We start from the raw sequence: 14,666 nt of genomic DNA on the forward strand, positions 1-14,666 counted from the left end.
TTCAGAAAATATTCTTTTTCAGACAAATCATGGTGTTTCTTAATGAGAGAGGAGAGTTATAAGTGAAGACGATACAAATGACAACTGCACAGGCACTCGTGAAATTTTTAAATGAGCAGTATATAGAATTTGATGGAAAACAGGAACGTTTTATAAAAGGGATTTTTACTATTTTCGGTCACGGGAATGTGCTTGGACTTGGCCAGGCACTAGAAGAAAATCCAGGAGAACTGGAAGTCTATCAGGGACGAAATGAGCAGGGAATGGCTAATGCTGCGATGGCGTTTGCTAAACAGAAACATCGGAAACAGATCATGGCATGCACCTCATCTGTTGGACCTGGAGCAGCAAACATGGTCACTTCTGCCGCTGCTGCTACAGCGAATAATATTCCTGTTTTATTATTACCCGGTGATGTGTTCGCAACACGCCAGCCGGATCCAGTGCTTCAGCAGATCGAACAAACCCACGATCTATCCATTTCAACAAATGATGCATTCCGGACTGTAAGTAAATATTGGGATCGCGTTACCCGGCCAGAACAGCTTATGTCTGCGATGCTGAATGCGATGCGTGTATTGACGAATGCAGCAGATACAGGAGCTGTCACGATTGCACTTCCACAGGATGTACAGGGTGAAGCATGGGATTTCCCTCAAAGCTTTTTCGAAAAACGGATTCACCGGATTGACCGCAGGCTTCCATCTGCTGAAAGTGTGCAGGATGCAGTGAAACTTATTCAGGTAAAGAAAAAACCATTGCTGATTTTTGGCGGAGGCGTCCGTTATTCTGAAGCAGCTGACTCTTTAGTGAAATTTGCAGAAACGTTTAATATCCCATTTGGTGAAACCCAGGCTGGCAAAAGCGGTGTGGAAAGTAATCACCCGCTCAATTTGGGCGGACTCGGCGTAACGGGCAACTCGGCTGCTAACACACTGGCAAAAGAAGCAGACCTGATTATTGGGGTCGGAACGCGTTTTACTGATTTTACAACAGCGTCTAAGCAGTTGTTTGGAAAGGCTGACGTACTTACGATAAACGTTTCGGAATACCATGCAGCAAAACTTGATGCAGTAAAAGTAGTCGCCGATGCAAAAGCCGGACTTGAAGCCATTGCAGCAAAACTTGGAGACTATCGTTCTGCTTATGAAAATGAAATTGAAGATGCGAAGCAAGGCTGGCAGAGTGAATTAAACCGCTTATACGGGATTACTTATGGCGATCGCTTCACACCCGAAATAGCTGGTCACCTCGATGAAAAGCTGCCTGAATATAAAGAAGCGCTTGGCACTGAATTGACACAGACAAGCGTGCTTGGAGCATTAAATGAAATGGTGGCTGATAATGCGATTGTGGTTGGGGCAGCCGGCAGTCTGCCAGGCGACATGCAGCGTATGTGGGTTTCTAGAACACGCAACACCTATCACATGGAATATGGCTACTCATGCATGGGCTACGAAATAGCTGGAGCTCTAGGAGTAAAGCTTGCCGAGCCAAATCGAGAAGTATACGCGATGACTGGTGATGGCAGCTATTTGATGCTGCATAGTGAGCTCGTCACATCCCTGCAGGAAGGGAAGAAAATTAATGTTGTCCTATTTGATAATTCAGGTTTTGGCTGCATTAATAATTTGCAGATGGAAAACGGGATGGGCAGCTTTGGTACAGAATTTCGAAAAAGAAACCCTGAAACGGGAAAAATGGATGGTCCGGTCATGGCCATTGACTATGCAAAGGTCGCAGAAGGCTATGGTGTTAAAACATACTCCGTCAGAACGATGGATGAACTTCATGCTGCCGTCATTGACTCGAAAAAGCAAACGGTAAGTACACTGATAGACATTAAAGTGCTTCCAAAAACAATGACACATGGTTACGATTCATGGTGGCATGTTGGTTTAGCTCAAGTTTCTGAAAAAGAAAGCATCAAGATTGCATTTAAAAACAAGGAAACAAATCTAGAAAAAGCACGTGCGTACTGACGGAGGGAACAGCAATGTTTAAAACCAATCAAGTGAAATTAGCTATTGCACCAATAGGCTGGACAAATGATGATATGCCTGAGCTTGGCGGTGAAGTGACATTTGAGCAATGTATTAGTGAAATGGCGCTATCCGGATATACAGGAAGTGAAGTGGGAAATAAATATCCGCGTGACACAAAGGTATTAAAAAAGGCATTGTCTTTACGCGGCTTAGAAATTGCCAGCGCTTGGTTCAGCTCCTTTTTAACATCAAAACCATTTGAAGAAACAGCGGATTCGTTTAAAGAACACCGTGACTTTTTGTATGAGATGGGTGCAAAAGTGATTGTGGTATCTGAACAAGGCAACAGCATCCAAGGACAAATAGAGACATCGCTGTTTGATCATAAACCAGTCTTCACAGAAGACGAATGGACGCTATTATTGGAAGGTTTGCATCATCTTGGAGATCTCGCAGCGGAAAAAGGAATGAAAATTGTCTACCATCATCACATGGGCACTGGTATTCAGACGACAGAAGAAATTGCCCGGTTAATGACTGAAACGGATCCTGAAAAGGTTTCGCTTCTTTACGATACAGGGCACCTTGTATTCTCAGGGGAAGACCATCTTGCCGTGTTAAGCACCTATATGGATCGCATTCATCATGTTCACTTAAAAGATGTACGAACCGATATTGTTAAAAAAGTCCGTGAAGAAAAGCTGAGCTTTCTACAGGCTGTCAAAGCTGGCTTATTTACAGTGCCGGGAGATGGTTTAATCGACTTCAAACCAGTGTTTGAAGCGTTGAGTAGAGCTGAGTATAAAGGCTGGTTTGTCGTTGAGGCTGAGCAGGACCCAGCAGTTGCCAATCCTTTTGAATATGCAGTGAAAGCACGCCAGTATATTCGTGAAATGAGCGGGATTTAAAGTTTTTGCAAATTGCGGAAGTACATTTGAAGAATTCCACGCTTCATTTAACCATGTGATTGAAATAGTGAACGGGGAAGCACCTTTCCGTAATTACTTTCCTTATCATGAACGCATGATAGAGGCAGCTGCTGGTGAAGCGTCATATGCGCATGTTTCAAAGTGCAGGGCGTGCCCTAAATCGAAGGAGGAACTGTACATGTATGAAAAATTAGGTGAATTAACAGAAGGCTATACGGAAATGACAAAAGGCGACGGAAAACACAGCGATATGATGCAGGATATCGGTATTTATGCCATGCAGGCTGGTAAATCGGAAACGCTCAGCGACAGTATTCAAGAAACAGCGATACTGCTTCTTGAAGGTGCCGTTCAGATAGAATGGAGCGGGAAGACACAGGAAATGAAGCGAGATAGCGTTTTTGAAGAAGATCCTTGGTGTCTTCATGTTCCTAAAGGTGTAGATGTAACGATTACGGCGCTTTCAGCAAGCGAAGTGCTAGTCCAAAAAACAGACAATGATCGTATATTTGAAGCGAAATTATATACGCCGAAGGATTGCAAGAGCGCGGTCGCCGGAGAAGGCGTCTGGAACGGAACGGCAGAACGTGTCATCCGGACTATTTTTGATTATAATAGTGCTCCTTATTCAAATCTTGTTATAGGAGAAGTCATTTCCTATCCGGGCCGATGGTCCAGCTATCCGCCTCACCATCATGCTCAGCCAGAAGTGTACTATTACCGTTTTGATAAACCTCAAGGCTTTGGATGTGCAATGGTCGGACCGGAAGCATACCGCGTTGAGCACAACAGTTTTATTACGATTCCAGGTGACCTTGATCACCCTCAGGCGACTGCACCGGGATATGCTATGTATTTCTGCTGGATGATTCGCCATCTTGAAAACAGTCCATGGACAGAACGAATCATGGAAGAGGAACATAAATGGCTGCTTGCGCCCGATGCAAAAATCTGGCCGGAAAAATAAATACTCCTCGCCTGCATGCATTCGAAAAGCGTGCAGGTTTTTCTGATTTTTTGACATTAAACAGACATATCAGCTTTAGCGCATGGAAGTTTCAAGGGATGGAATAGGGGAAGAAGGAAGGTGTTTTAGGGTGATCAATGATAAAATGCGGCAGCCTCAGAATTTTCATATCGTTTTTCTCAGTATTGTTTTTTGCTTTTGGTTTTCGATGTATATTTATATCCCGACATTCAGTATTTATTTGGATGTATTAGATATGGGATATTATGCCTCAGGAATAATCATGGGCAGCTATGGGATCATGCAAATAATCATCAGATTCCCATTAGGCATCGCGGCGGATAAATATAAAATCAGCAGCAAGTTATTGGTTGCCTTAGGGTTTGCCGTTTCATTCATTAGCGCAATATTGCTGGCCTTGACGAACGACTTTATGCCAATCTTTTTCGGACGGTTTCTTGCGGGTGTTACAGCTGCCATGTGGGTAGTCCTGACTATTTGGTATAGTTCTTCTTTTGAAGAAAGCCGGTCACTAAAAGCAATGGGCATTTTACAATCAATGACTGTAGCCTCTCAATTGATCAGCATGGCAATCAGCAGCTGGATTGCTGATGTTCTGGGCTTTACAAGTTTATTCTGGATCGGTGGGATTTTTGCTTTAATCGGACTCGTCCTTGTCCTATCCCTGTCTAGTGCTGACACGGTGGAGGCAGAAGACAAAACAGGGGAAAGTAAACAGGGTGAACCAATTGTCAAGCATGTGGTGAAAAATCGGAAATTGTGGTCACTAAGTCTTTTATCCCTCTTGTCCCACGCTGTTCTCTTTACAACTATTTTTGGTTTTTCATCCGTCTATTTTAATGAGCTGAATGATCATGCTGCAGCTATACTTCTGCTTGTCATCGCTTTTATGGTACCGCACGTCCTTGCTCCTGTTGTGCTTGCATTGAAAAAAAGATCCTGCTCTAACCCCTTTTTAATAATGTTCATTTGCTTTGTTATAGGAGCTTTATCCCTATTACTGATGGGAGGCACAAACAATTGGGCTGTTTACTGTTTTTTGCACGCTATATTAGGTTTGTCCCTTGGTTTTATCTTTCCTGTTCTCTTGGACCAAGTCAGCAAAACAAACCATAAAGCGGGATCCAAAACGGCAATGGGATTCTATCAGTCCATCTATTCAATCGGAATTGTGGCAGGACCGATAGCAGCAGGCTATGTTGCCAGACAAGCGGACCTTGGGGCCGGCTTTATCATGTCATCCATTTTGCTTTTCATTGGAGGTATGATATCTGTTGCAGAAAGCGCAGCTTACCAGAAATCAAGAAAATATAAAAGGGAGCATCTGGAAAGCTGGGGAGATGACAGCTGTTAAAGGTATGAGGGAATTAGATGTAAAAGACTACTTTTTATAAGTTGGTTAAAGAATATGAAAAGGGGATTTAAAAGGGTAATATATAATAGTAGAAACTCGTTAAAAATAGAAGCCTTTGCTCTTGATGAGCAAAGGACATTGAAATCTAGGATTTATCAATATTATTCATAATACAAGCTTTTTATTAATTCGTGTAACGATTCAAATCCTAATTCTTTTATTTTATTTTTCATATTTAAAGAGTATACTTCTTCATAATCTTTTTTTTCAATTGATAAAATAAAAGATTCATGACCTTTTATTTTCATTATATCAATCTTGTTTCTATTTTTTTCTTCATAATATTTAATAGCTTTATGAAATAAATTATTTTTCAGCTTTCTTCCAACAGATAATTTTCTGTGATTAAAAGAATCTCTAACAATATTAACACCAGTTATCTTAACATGATTTGATTTTTCAAAACTAATTATTTTAGTTTTTGATGAATTTAATTTTAATTTGTATCTTGATAGAAGCAACTTAACAATAGAAATAACTGTAGATATATTATCAACTTTTGTTTTAGAATCTATAAGAATATCTTCTTTGAAGGAAATTACTAAATCATCAGCGTATCTTGTATAAATTACATTCTTTAAAGTCATTTTTTTTAGTTTTCCGTATAAAATATTGTCAAATTCTTTCAGATATACATTAGATAAGATTGGGGAAGTAATAAGACCCAGTGGAAGCCCTTTTTTTGAAATTGAGCTTTTAGAAACAATCATTCCACATTCAAGTTTATTAATTGTATCTTTTTCTTGTATGTTTAATTCATGAAATAATGCATTAATCAATAATTTATGATTAATATTGTGGAAAAAGTCTTTAATATCTAATGAGATAAAGATATCATTGTACATATGTGAAATAGCATTATGATATATTGATCTATTTTTAACATAGGCTTTCGTAAATTTAGATGGTATAAAATTGTCATAGATAAAACTTGCTATCTTTTCATGTTGCATCTTAATGTCTGGAAATTCATTTTTGTAAGTTATAATTTTTCGCAACTTATTCTTGGTCTTTATATATTTAACTTGAAACTGAGTGTTTTGATTGTTCATCTATTTTCACTCCATTATAGTGAATCGTTAAATTTACTAGGTTTAATTTCTTTAATTATATTAGAATAACAGTTAAATAACCTTTCAAACTTAGGACTAATAACAAAATTTTTATCATTATTAGGTAATTTAACCATATCCATAGCTTGTAACATATATAAAAAATAACCGATTGCTGTTCTAATTTCCAATTTGCGATCATTCAGAAAAATTTTAATTTGATGTTGAGAGAAATCGAAACCCTCGATATGTGAAATTGAATTCATGATAATTAATTTAAAATTATTCTGTAAGGTTTGGACTGAATCCTTTATGGCAGAATTAGTTCGAAGCTCTTTTCTCAAATCAGATAAATTAAATAGTGAAATTAACAATATTCTGATAATTTCAGGAGAAATATAAACATTTAATTCTTTATTGTTATAAAAATATGAAATAGTATTTTGATCTCCGGAAATTTTATTGAAATTACTTTTTTTAAATGATACTTTAATAATCTCTTTGTCGTCTTCCTTAATAAATTTATCAATGTTAATTCCTAAATTTTTAGGTATTTTATTTTGTGGAAAATAAGAATGATAATCAGTTTTAATCTCTGATACAATATTCTTTTTAATTTTAGGATAAAATGTTATATTTTTTATATTATCCTCTTTAGATTTATAATTAAAAAAAGCAAGTCTAATAAATGCTGATATTTTGTCTTCTTCCACAGAAAAAGTGTCTGGGGTTATCAAACAAGTCCTTTTTAATAAGTTTATATCAGTTGCGAACATTCCTAATTCAGCTGCAGTTGATATACTTTCATGAATAATAAAAATTTTATCAGAGTATAATCCCGTTAAAATCTCTACATCTTTTAAATTTTTCATGAATATTTGGTCGTAAGATAAATGATCTTTAAACTTCTTAGATTTTTTATTGCCGAAAATAAAGTGTTCTTCAAGTATAATAACTTTATGATTTGAATTATAATTAGTTTCAATATGATTTTTTAAAACGTTTCTTTTATCTTCTAAACCATCTTTAGTGAATTTTGTTCCACATAAAAAAAACACCCTTAAAGGGTCTGTAATTTCAATTTTTTGATTAAATTTAAATTTTTTTCTATTCATCAACTATCACCTTTTCAGAAAATAACAAGGGATTCTACTTTAATTTTTCAATAATTATTTGAAGCAACACATTTCTTTATTATGTTCTGTGAAGTAGCGAAGTAGCGGATTCACACGGTTATAATAAATAAATTGTTTGCCACCTGAAATATTGACGGTAGTCAATAAAAATTAAACTAATTGTAATTACTACAACCTTAAAAGCTAAGGCAGCATAAATGCTTTACTAGAATCCCTTCTACAATCTTATCATTTAATAAATAATTTTTCAAATTCTTCATTATTATTAAATTTTATATCTATTTTACTTTGGTTCCAATCATTAATAGAGTAAACAGAATATATTTCAGTTGCAGATATTTTATATCCTATTTTTTGTAAATATTTTTTTGAAACATCATCGTTGTATTTATAAAAGTTAGCGAGAGAGATAAATTTTGCTAACTGTCTCTTTACCCTGTTAAAAGAAGGAGCATGGGCTAATTCCATGGCATATTTCTCTTTAGCGATTATTAAGTTCACTAAATTTACTAAATCCTCAAAGTTAATACAGAAGTCTGCCTTGGTTTCTATTTGTTTATTAAATTTCAATCTTTCTTTATCGGTAAATTTTAAACCTAACGTAGTATAGTTTATATCGCTTACACTAAATAAAAATTCCTGTCCACTCTCTATATATAAATTATAAAATGATTTGATTATCATATTATAATATTCTTCATCTAATTTAATAATTAAATCAATAATATCAGCATCTGTAAGATATAACTTTATTTTGTCTATCTCCTCTTCAATAATAAACTTCATTTTTTTTTGTTTTAAGCACCAAAAAGCATTGCTACTGTAACTATTATTAAATTTTATTTTTCGGTAGTGATGATAATTTTCATCAAAACCAATTCTGCCATCATTTTTTATTTTTTTATATTCTTCATCAATATTAGTTAAAAGATTCATTATTCTACTCCGTTCATAAGAAAATATTTCAAAAACTTTTTCCGTTTAAATATATGGTTTATAGAAATTATTTGTCAATTAATATCTGTATCATTTAACAAGAAATGATACTTATTTAACTTGACTTTCTGAACAAAAGAACAAAGAAATTTGTTTGCGAAAAACTCAATATTCGATTAATTAAAAACATGTTGAGATATACTAACTAGTCCAGTCCAGTTTTGTTATTCTCATGTACTTCAAATTTACTTTACTTAAAATACGCTTAACATCTAGTATTTCTCGCGTCCTAATATCAACTCCTGACTTAATAACATCAATCATCTGAGTGGAAGGTAAAGGTTCTTTTGAACACTTAACATATTTAATTAACACCGACAATACCCAATGTTTCCTAGTTGAGCCATCATGAATATAATCTAAAATCAAATAATTAAAAAAGCTGTTAATTGAGATGAGCGTCAATTGCGAAAGAGGGAATATTTTAAAGATTTTCCATACTTTATTATATCAATTTTAAGCGTTAAATTAATATCTTTATTAATAGCTTTTAAGTATTTGTAGCTTGGGAATTAATACAAAAACTAGTCAATCTGCTAGATAAAATTAATAATTTTATTTCATTCTGTAGTAATGACTAAATAATTTAGGTATTAAATAATATAGTGACTTTTTTACTACCTATTTCATTATTAATAGTATAAAATGGTATATATATACAACTTATTACAAATTGAAGGGGGGAGTATAATGCCAAATGTAGTGTTTTTTAGTTATAAGGAAGAAGATAGAGAAGTAGTTTTAACAATTAAGGGTAGAGCAGTTAACTCAATATATAAAGGTCTAAATTTTAGAGTTAGAGACCTATTAAAAAGATGGAAAACTGAAGATTCAGCTGTTATAAAACAAGCTATTTCAAAAACTATGATAGGAACTGCAAGGACAATAGTTTTTGTTGGTGAGAAAACTCACAAAAGCTATTGGATACCACATGAGGTACAAATGACTCTAAATTCAGGAAAGCCTGTATATGCTATTAGATTAAAAGGTACCAATGGAACTATACCAAATTGTTTGTCTGAAAATGGTATACATGTTTACAGTTGGAGTGAAGGAAGGTTGCAAGATTTGGCGACTAGATAAAATACAAGTAATTTATATTGCTCCTTTATGGAGCGTGATTAAAAAAAGAGAAGGCGATTATAATGAGCGGCAAAGGCACATGTTTTGTAATTATGGGGTACGGTGTAAAAACAGACTTATCAACAGGAAGAGAACTTAATTTAGATAAAACTTACAAAAATATTATTAAACCTGCAGCATTGGAGGCAGGGCTCGAATGTATTAGAGCTGATGAGATTAAGCATTCTGGTACAATTGATGTACCAATGTATAGACATCTAATAACAGCCGATGTTGTTATAGCGGACTTGTCTACTAGTAATCCAAATGCATTTTATGAGTTAGGAGTCCGCCATGCCTTGCGACCCAAAACTACTATTTCTATTGCAGAAAGCGAACTGAAACCTCCCTTTGATGTTAGTCATACTGTAATTCGACAATATGAACATCTAGGAAAAGATATCGGTGTAGATGAAGCATTTCGATTTAAAAAAGAACTTGTTGATGCAATAAATACGATTTTAACCACAGAGGAAATTGATAGTCCAGTTTATACTTACCTAAAAGAATTAGAACCCCCAAGGTTTGGTTTGGAGAGCGAAACTACTAGTAAAGAGAAACGAATAGAGAATCTGGGGAATATTATTGAAACTGCCAATATCTTCTTTTCAAAGAACGATTTTCACGCTGCAAAATGTGTATTGGAACATGCAGCACAAATTGATCCGAATAATGATTATATTTTACAAAAGCTTACTTTGGCAACATATAAAAGTAAGCTTCCAAATCATGTGGATGCGCTAAATGAAGCCTTGGGTTTTTTAGAACGGCTTAATATTGATATAACCACAGACCCTGAATCTTTAGGGCTTGCAGGGGCTATTTATAAACGGCTATGGGAGGAAGTGGGCGAGATTGATTACTTAAATAAGTCAATTTTTTATTATGAAAAAGGATTTTATATCAGAAACGACTATTATAATGGAATAAATCTAGCATACTTATATAACGTCAGAGCGAATAATAACAGTAAGATGAATAACAAACATGAGTCCATCGCTGATTTTATAATTGCAAATAGAATTAGACAAAAAGTTATTGACATTTGTGAGGCATTATTTGTTCAAGATAGCTTTAAGGAAAGAAGTGATAAATACTGGATTGTAGCAACCATGGAAGAAGCTTACTACGGTTTAGGAAATATTAATAAGTACAAAGAATTTAGTGAAGTTGCTAGAACGCTTTCTAATGTTGAATGGGAAAGAGAAACAACTAAAATTCAGATATCAAAAATCAAAAAGTTAATAGATAACTTACAAATATAAGATGGTAATATAAGGAAGAAAAAAGAGGTTTGACATGACTAATAAAATAAAATTAGAGTTTCCAACAATTTTCGATTCTGCTGATAATGCGTCTTCTGCTGCCCAAAAAGAGTATATATTCCTAATTAAACTCCAGTTATTTTTTTTGCTTCTCTCAACAATCTTTAGTGTATTTATTGGATTTTATAGGGGCCTTCTTATTTTTGTTGGTATATCAATGTTAGGAAGTCTTTTTGTTACTATCCTATTAAGAATAAGGAAAAAAGAACGAGTCTGGTTTGATGGCCGAGCATTAGCTGAATCAATTAAGACATTGTGTTGGCGTTATATTATGGGAGCAGAACCTTTCAAAATAACATTGTCAGAAGAAGAGGCAAATAGGCTTTTTATTGAATCGATCAAAAACGTTTTACAAGAGCGAAAAAACTTATCGTCTGTTCTAGTAAGTAGCTCTAAAAATCAAGGATACATTACCAAATCAATGAAGGATATCAGAAAATTGAACTTTTCCCAACGTCTTGAGGTATATTTACAATATCGTGTTCAAAATCAGCAAGATTGGTACTCAGATAGAAGTGAATATAACCGAAAAAGGGAAAGTTTTTTATTCATAGTTTCGTTTCTTTTTCAATTTTTATCTATAATTTATATCTTAGTTCTTGTAAACCAAAACTGGACAATTAATATTACTGGTATTCTTTCAGCATTAGCGACGGTAACAATTACTTGGTTGCAGGTAAAACGGCATCAAGAGCTTGCACAAGCATATGGTTTAGCTGCTCAAGAATTAACTTCAATTTATTCTATGAGTTTTGAAGTTAAATCTGCAGATTCGTTATCCGAATATGTAAATGAATCAGAAAACGCTATTTCTAGAGAGCATACTCTATGGGTGGCAAGACGAGGACAATAAATAAAGGAACCAGTGAATCATTGCTGGTTCCTTTATTAGTGTCCTTACCTTAAAATATAAATTTATTAAAAATATCACCTAAAAATAATTTTATTCATGCCTCCACAAAAATAAGAAAAATTATAACAAGATTATCAAATAAAACTATATGTGGTATGATTTACCTTATTATAAAAAGTTTGGGTGAGCATGAAAAAATTTTAACTTTGAAGAGAGTTTTTTTAGGAATGAAATGGGTGATTCTATGACAAATAAAAAGATGACCTTTCAAAATGATATATTTGTGAAAATTCATGACGAAATCTATAAAAAAATAAATCAGAAATATATCGATGTTTTTTTGTGTGGAGGGGCAAGCAGTAATAACTATATATCTGTTCGAGATAAGATAAGAGATGGTTTAGAAGAATTTGAAAATATTAGAATTTTATATCCGGAAGATTTATTTATTGAAATGCTAAATAAAAATAAAAACTATGATTTACTAAGTCTAGAAAGATTTTTGGCAAATAATTGCGACATTATTTGTATAGTCTGTGAGAGTCCTGGCTCTCTAGTTGAGTTAGGGGCATTTACCAATAACGATAACACGGTTAATAAGGTTATTGCATTAATTGAAGAAAAAAGCAAAAGACAAAAAAGCTTTATTATGCTTGGCCCAATTAAGACATTAAAAAATAAAGGAAAAGGTCGGGTAATTTTTTATAATAAAGAATTAGATGGCTTGAATGAAAAGTTAAAAAAGACTTTTGAAAATAATAAAAAAAATAATTCAAACGGATTATATAAGCCAATCAATACTCTAATTGGTTTATACTATTTTGTTCCACTAATTTTATACTTTTTCAAAAAAATTGATATGGAAGTTTTAACCGAATCCTTAAAATTTTTATTTAAAGATAAAGGTCACGAATTGGAAGATTTTGACACCCTCTTCAGACCAACTTTAAAACTTCTCTACAAAGATAAATATATTAGCAAAAATATAAAAGAAGGTAGAACCGTATACTCTTTAACAGAAACAGGATATAAAAAGGTGAATGAACTACTAGGTAACATCGATATTCAAGATAAAAATGTTTTGTATGACAGAATAAGATTTGGTATTATTAGGAGTGAGTATTACCGCTCTTCTTAGATGCTACTGGCTAAATTCATAATGATGTACATTGCTATTATGGTTTAGTTATGTGGGGGACGGTTCGTCTTCTATTGTGTTATGTGAGAACTAGATTTACCTAAAGAAAGTCCATTACTTCACCCTCGTGAAGCAATAAACATTCTTCAGATAAAAGAATTTCAGGTAAGAGGAGCGGTAATATGAAAAATGATTTTACAAACAGTTTTATTTTGTACTCCTTAGACTTACCAATAATTAAAGATTATGAATCTCTTTCAAATTCCATTGGTATAAGTAAAACAATGTTGTATTTATTATCTAAAAAGACTTATTTATTTTATAATTCTTTTGATATTTATAAAAAGAATGGCACTAAAAGAGAGATAAACAGTCCAAATTATTCACTTAAACTAGTTCAGAGATGGATACTAGCAGAGATACTTGAAAAAATAAAGGTATCTGATGAATCAATGGCCTTCCAAAAAGGTATAGGTAATGGTAGTAAAGTGAATGCAGAGCATCATAGATATAGTCTATATTTATTACAATTAGATATTAAAGATTTTTTCACTAGTATAAAGAGAGAAAGAGTATTTTATCTATTCAAAAGTCTAGGATACAATTCATTAGTATCAAATACTTTAACAAATCTAAGTACATATAATGGATATTTACCACAAGGTGGAGCATGTTCTCCTTACATATCTAATTTAATCTGTTATAAATTAGATAAGAGATTAAAAGGTTTATGTTCAAAAAGGGATATCTTATATACTAGATATGCAGACGACTTAACATTTTCATGTGACAATAAAATGGTATTAAGAAAAGTTAAAAATCTTATTCAAGATATAATTATTGATGAAGGTTTCACTCTTAATTCCTCTAAAACACGATTGCTATCTCCTTCTTCACATAAAATGGTTACAGGAATTACAGTAAATGATAATAGAATTAAAGCAAGTAAACAAATGAAGAGAAAAGTAAGAGCTATGATTCATAACGCTCTGGTAAGTGGAGACTACTCTAAGAAAAATATAATAAAAGGATATGTTTCTTACATAGATTCCATAGAACAGGGTTATATAGAAAAAATCAAAAACTATATAAATAGATTGATTAAAAAAGAAGAATACATATTTTATTCTGATATAGTTGAGTCGTTTAATGAAAATAAAATATTTAATGATATAAATGAAATGATTTTTGAAGTGAATCAATTTAGGGGTATAACCAATGAATCCGAATGGGAGTCTATCGAAGTAGAAAGATTTCAGTTTTTATTAGCAAGAAATTACATAGACTTAGCTGAGCCACCTGATGAAGAAAGCTATAAGCAAATTGCTTCTTCTAAGGAAGAGGATGATTTTAATTTTTAAAAACACTCTTAAGGGTGTTTTTTTGTTTATAAAAAATGTGAATTTACTCACGACATTACAGGCCGTGTTCATTACGTCGATCCGATAACGCGTGAGCTGCGTATTGAAGTAAAGGACGGAGAGTTTGAACGAGTTGGATTTGAAAGTGTGGTCGGAGTGAAGGTCATAAATTAGGACACCAACATAAAGTATAGGTCTGCCTTGCGTCGGTTGGCGTTTTTATTTTTTCTTATTAAACTCCCATGAAAATTCAAAAAGCCAAAAATCAAAAAAAGAGCATAACAAAATAGCCTGTCTCGAAAGTCGGGAAATCCGTTGTGCAATTATCCTTGAACGGGGAGTACAATAAAACATATGAGCGAATAAG

General features: G+C 33.5%; 13 protein-coding genes. 10 read left to right on the plus strand and 3 right to left on the minus strand.

Translation table 11 applies throughout. The features are described 5' to 3' along the window. The first annotated feature begins 62 nt into the window (after positions 1-62). The 4 genes from iolD (at position 63) to LIT25_05000 (ending at position 5,256) form a co-directional block, all read left to right on the plus strand. Complete coding sequence (gene iolD / locus LIT25_04985; protein USK34714.1) at positions 63-1,982, plus strand: 3D-(3,5/4)-trihydroxycyclohexane-1,2-dione acylhydrolase (decyclizing); 1,920 nt, start codon at positions 63-65, stop codon at positions 1,980-1,982. 14 nt (positions 1,983-1,996) lie between these two features. Next, on the plus strand, positions 1,997-2,893 hold the full coding sequence (iolE, locus tag LIT25_04990; protein USK34715.1) for a myo-inosose-2 dehydratase: 897 nt from the start codon (positions 1,997-1,999) through the stop codon (positions 2,891-2,893). Between the two features lie 199 nt (positions 2,894-3,092). Further along, positions 3,093-3,881 (plus strand): 5-deoxy-glucuronate isomerase, encoded by a 789-nt coding sequence (locus LIT25_04995; protein ID USK34716.1) that lies wholly within the window; start codon positions 3,093-3,095, stop codon positions 3,879-3,881. Between the two features lie 145 nt (positions 3,882-4,026). Then, positions 4,027-5,256: an MFS transporter gene (locus tag LIT25_05000; GenBank protein USK36166.1), complete on the plus strand. Its 1,230-nt coding sequence runs from the start codon at positions 4,027-4,029 to the stop codon at positions 5,254-5,256. 161 nt (positions 5,257-5,417) lie between these two features. On the opposite strand, the gene LIT25_05005 is transcribed toward LIT25_05000, so the two are convergent. The 3 genes from LIT25_05005 to LIT25_05015 form a co-directional block, all read right to left on the minus strand. Continuing rightward, positions 5,418-6,368 carry a hypothetical protein gene (locus tag LIT25_05005; protein USK34717.1) on the minus strand — a complete coding sequence of 317 codons (951 nt, stop codon included), beginning with the start codon at positions 6,366-6,368 and terminating at the stop codon, positions 5,418-5,420. A gap of 14 nt (positions 6,369-6,382) precedes the next feature. Continuing rightward, positions 6,383-7,483: a hypothetical protein gene (locus LIT25_05010; GenBank protein USK34718.1), complete on the minus strand. Its 1,101-nt coding sequence runs from the start codon at positions 7,481-7,483 to the stop codon at positions 6,383-6,385. Positions 7,484-7,732: 249 nt separating this feature from the next. Further along, positions 7,733-8,440, minus strand: coding sequence for a hypothetical protein (locus LIT25_05015; protein ID USK34719.1), 708 nt, complete (start codon positions 8,438-8,440; stop codon positions 7,733-7,735). Positions 8,441-9,190: 750 nt separating this feature from the next. Here LIT25_05015 and LIT25_05020 point away from each other — a divergent pair. From LIT25_05020 to LIT25_05045, 6 genes are all read left to right on the plus strand, one after another. Next, positions 9,191-9,583 (plus strand): TIR domain-containing protein, encoded by a 393-nt coding sequence (locus LIT25_05020; protein USK34720.1) that lies wholly within the window; start codon positions 9,191-9,193, stop codon positions 9,581-9,583. 62 nt (positions 9,584-9,645) lie between these two features. Continuing rightward, positions 9,646-10,887, plus strand: coding sequence for a DUF4071 domain-containing protein (locus LIT25_05025; GenBank protein ID USK34721.1), 1,242 nt, complete (start codon positions 9,646-9,648; stop codon positions 10,885-10,887). A gap of 34 nt (positions 10,888-10,921) precedes the next feature. Continuing rightward, complete coding sequence (locus LIT25_05030; GenBank protein ID USK34722.1) at positions 10,922-11,800, plus strand: DUF4231 domain-containing protein; 879 nt, start codon at positions 10,922-10,924, stop codon at positions 11,798-11,800. A 244-nt stretch (positions 11,801-12,044) separates the two neighbouring features. Beyond that, positions 12,045-12,938 (plus strand): retron St85 family effector protein, encoded by an 894-nt coding sequence (locus LIT25_05035; protein ID USK34723.1) that lies wholly within the window; start codon positions 12,045-12,047, stop codon positions 12,936-12,938. Between the two features lie 182 nt (positions 12,939-13,120). After that, the gene (locus LIT25_05040; GenBank protein USK34724.1) at positions 13,121-14,299 is read left to right on the plus strand and encodes a retron St85 family RNA-directed DNA polymerase; all 1,179 of its coding nucleotides are present in this window, start codon (positions 13,121-13,123) and stop codon (positions 14,297-14,299) included. Between the two features lie 54 nt (positions 14,300-14,353). Further along, on the plus strand, positions 14,354-14,473 hold the full coding sequence (locus tag LIT25_05045; protein ID USK36167.1) for a YolD-like family protein: 120 nt from the start codon (positions 14,354-14,356) through the stop codon (positions 14,471-14,473). Positions 14,474-14,666: the final 193 nt, after the last annotated feature.

It is taken from the genome of Bacillus sp. F19 (genome assembly GCA_023823795.1).
Lineage (GTDB): Bacteria > Bacillota > Bacilli > Bacillales > Bacillaceae > Bacillus_P.

Excerpts from the sequence above, each read along its gene's own strand:
- iolE (USK34715.1), top strand. The coding sequence starts at position 1,997 with ATGTTTAAAACCAATCAAGTGAAATTAGCTATTGCACCAATAGGCTGG.
- LIT25_04995 (USK34716.1), top strand. The coding sequence starts at position 3,093 with ATGTATGAAAAATTAGGTGAATTAACAGAAGGCTATACGGAAATGACA.
- LIT25_05000 (USK36166.1), top strand. The coding sequence starts at position 4,027 with ATGCGGCAGCCTCAGAATTTTCATATCGTTTTTCTCAGTATTGTTTTT.
- LIT25_05005 (USK34717.1), bottom strand. The coding sequence starts at position 6,368 with ATGAACAATCAAAACACTCAGTTTCAAGTTAAATATATAAAGACCAAG.
- LIT25_05010 (USK34718.1), bottom strand. The coding sequence starts at position 7,483 with ATGAATAGAAAAAAATTTAAATTTAATCAAAAAATTGAAATTACAGAC.
- LIT25_05015 (USK34719.1), bottom strand. The coding sequence starts at position 8,440 with ATGAATCTTTTAACTAATATTGATGAAGAATATAAAAAAATAAAAAAT.
- LIT25_05020 (USK34720.1), top strand. The coding sequence starts at position 9,191 with ATGCCAAATGTAGTGTTTTTTAGTTATAAGGAAGAAGATAGAGAAGTA.
- LIT25_05025 (USK34721.1), top strand. The coding sequence starts at position 9,646 with ATGAGCGGCAAAGGCACATGTTTTGTAATTATGGGGTACGGTGTAAAA.
- LIT25_05030 (USK34722.1), top strand. The coding sequence starts at position 10,922 with ATGACTAATAAAATAAAATTAGAGTTTCCAACAATTTTCGATTCTGCT.
- LIT25_05035 (USK34723.1), top strand. The coding sequence starts at position 12,045 with ATGACAAATAAAAAGATGACCTTTCAAAATGATATATTTGTGAAAATT.
- LIT25_05040 (USK34724.1), top strand. The coding sequence starts at position 13,121 with ATGAAAAATGATTTTACAAACAGTTTTATTTTGTACTCCTTAGACTTA.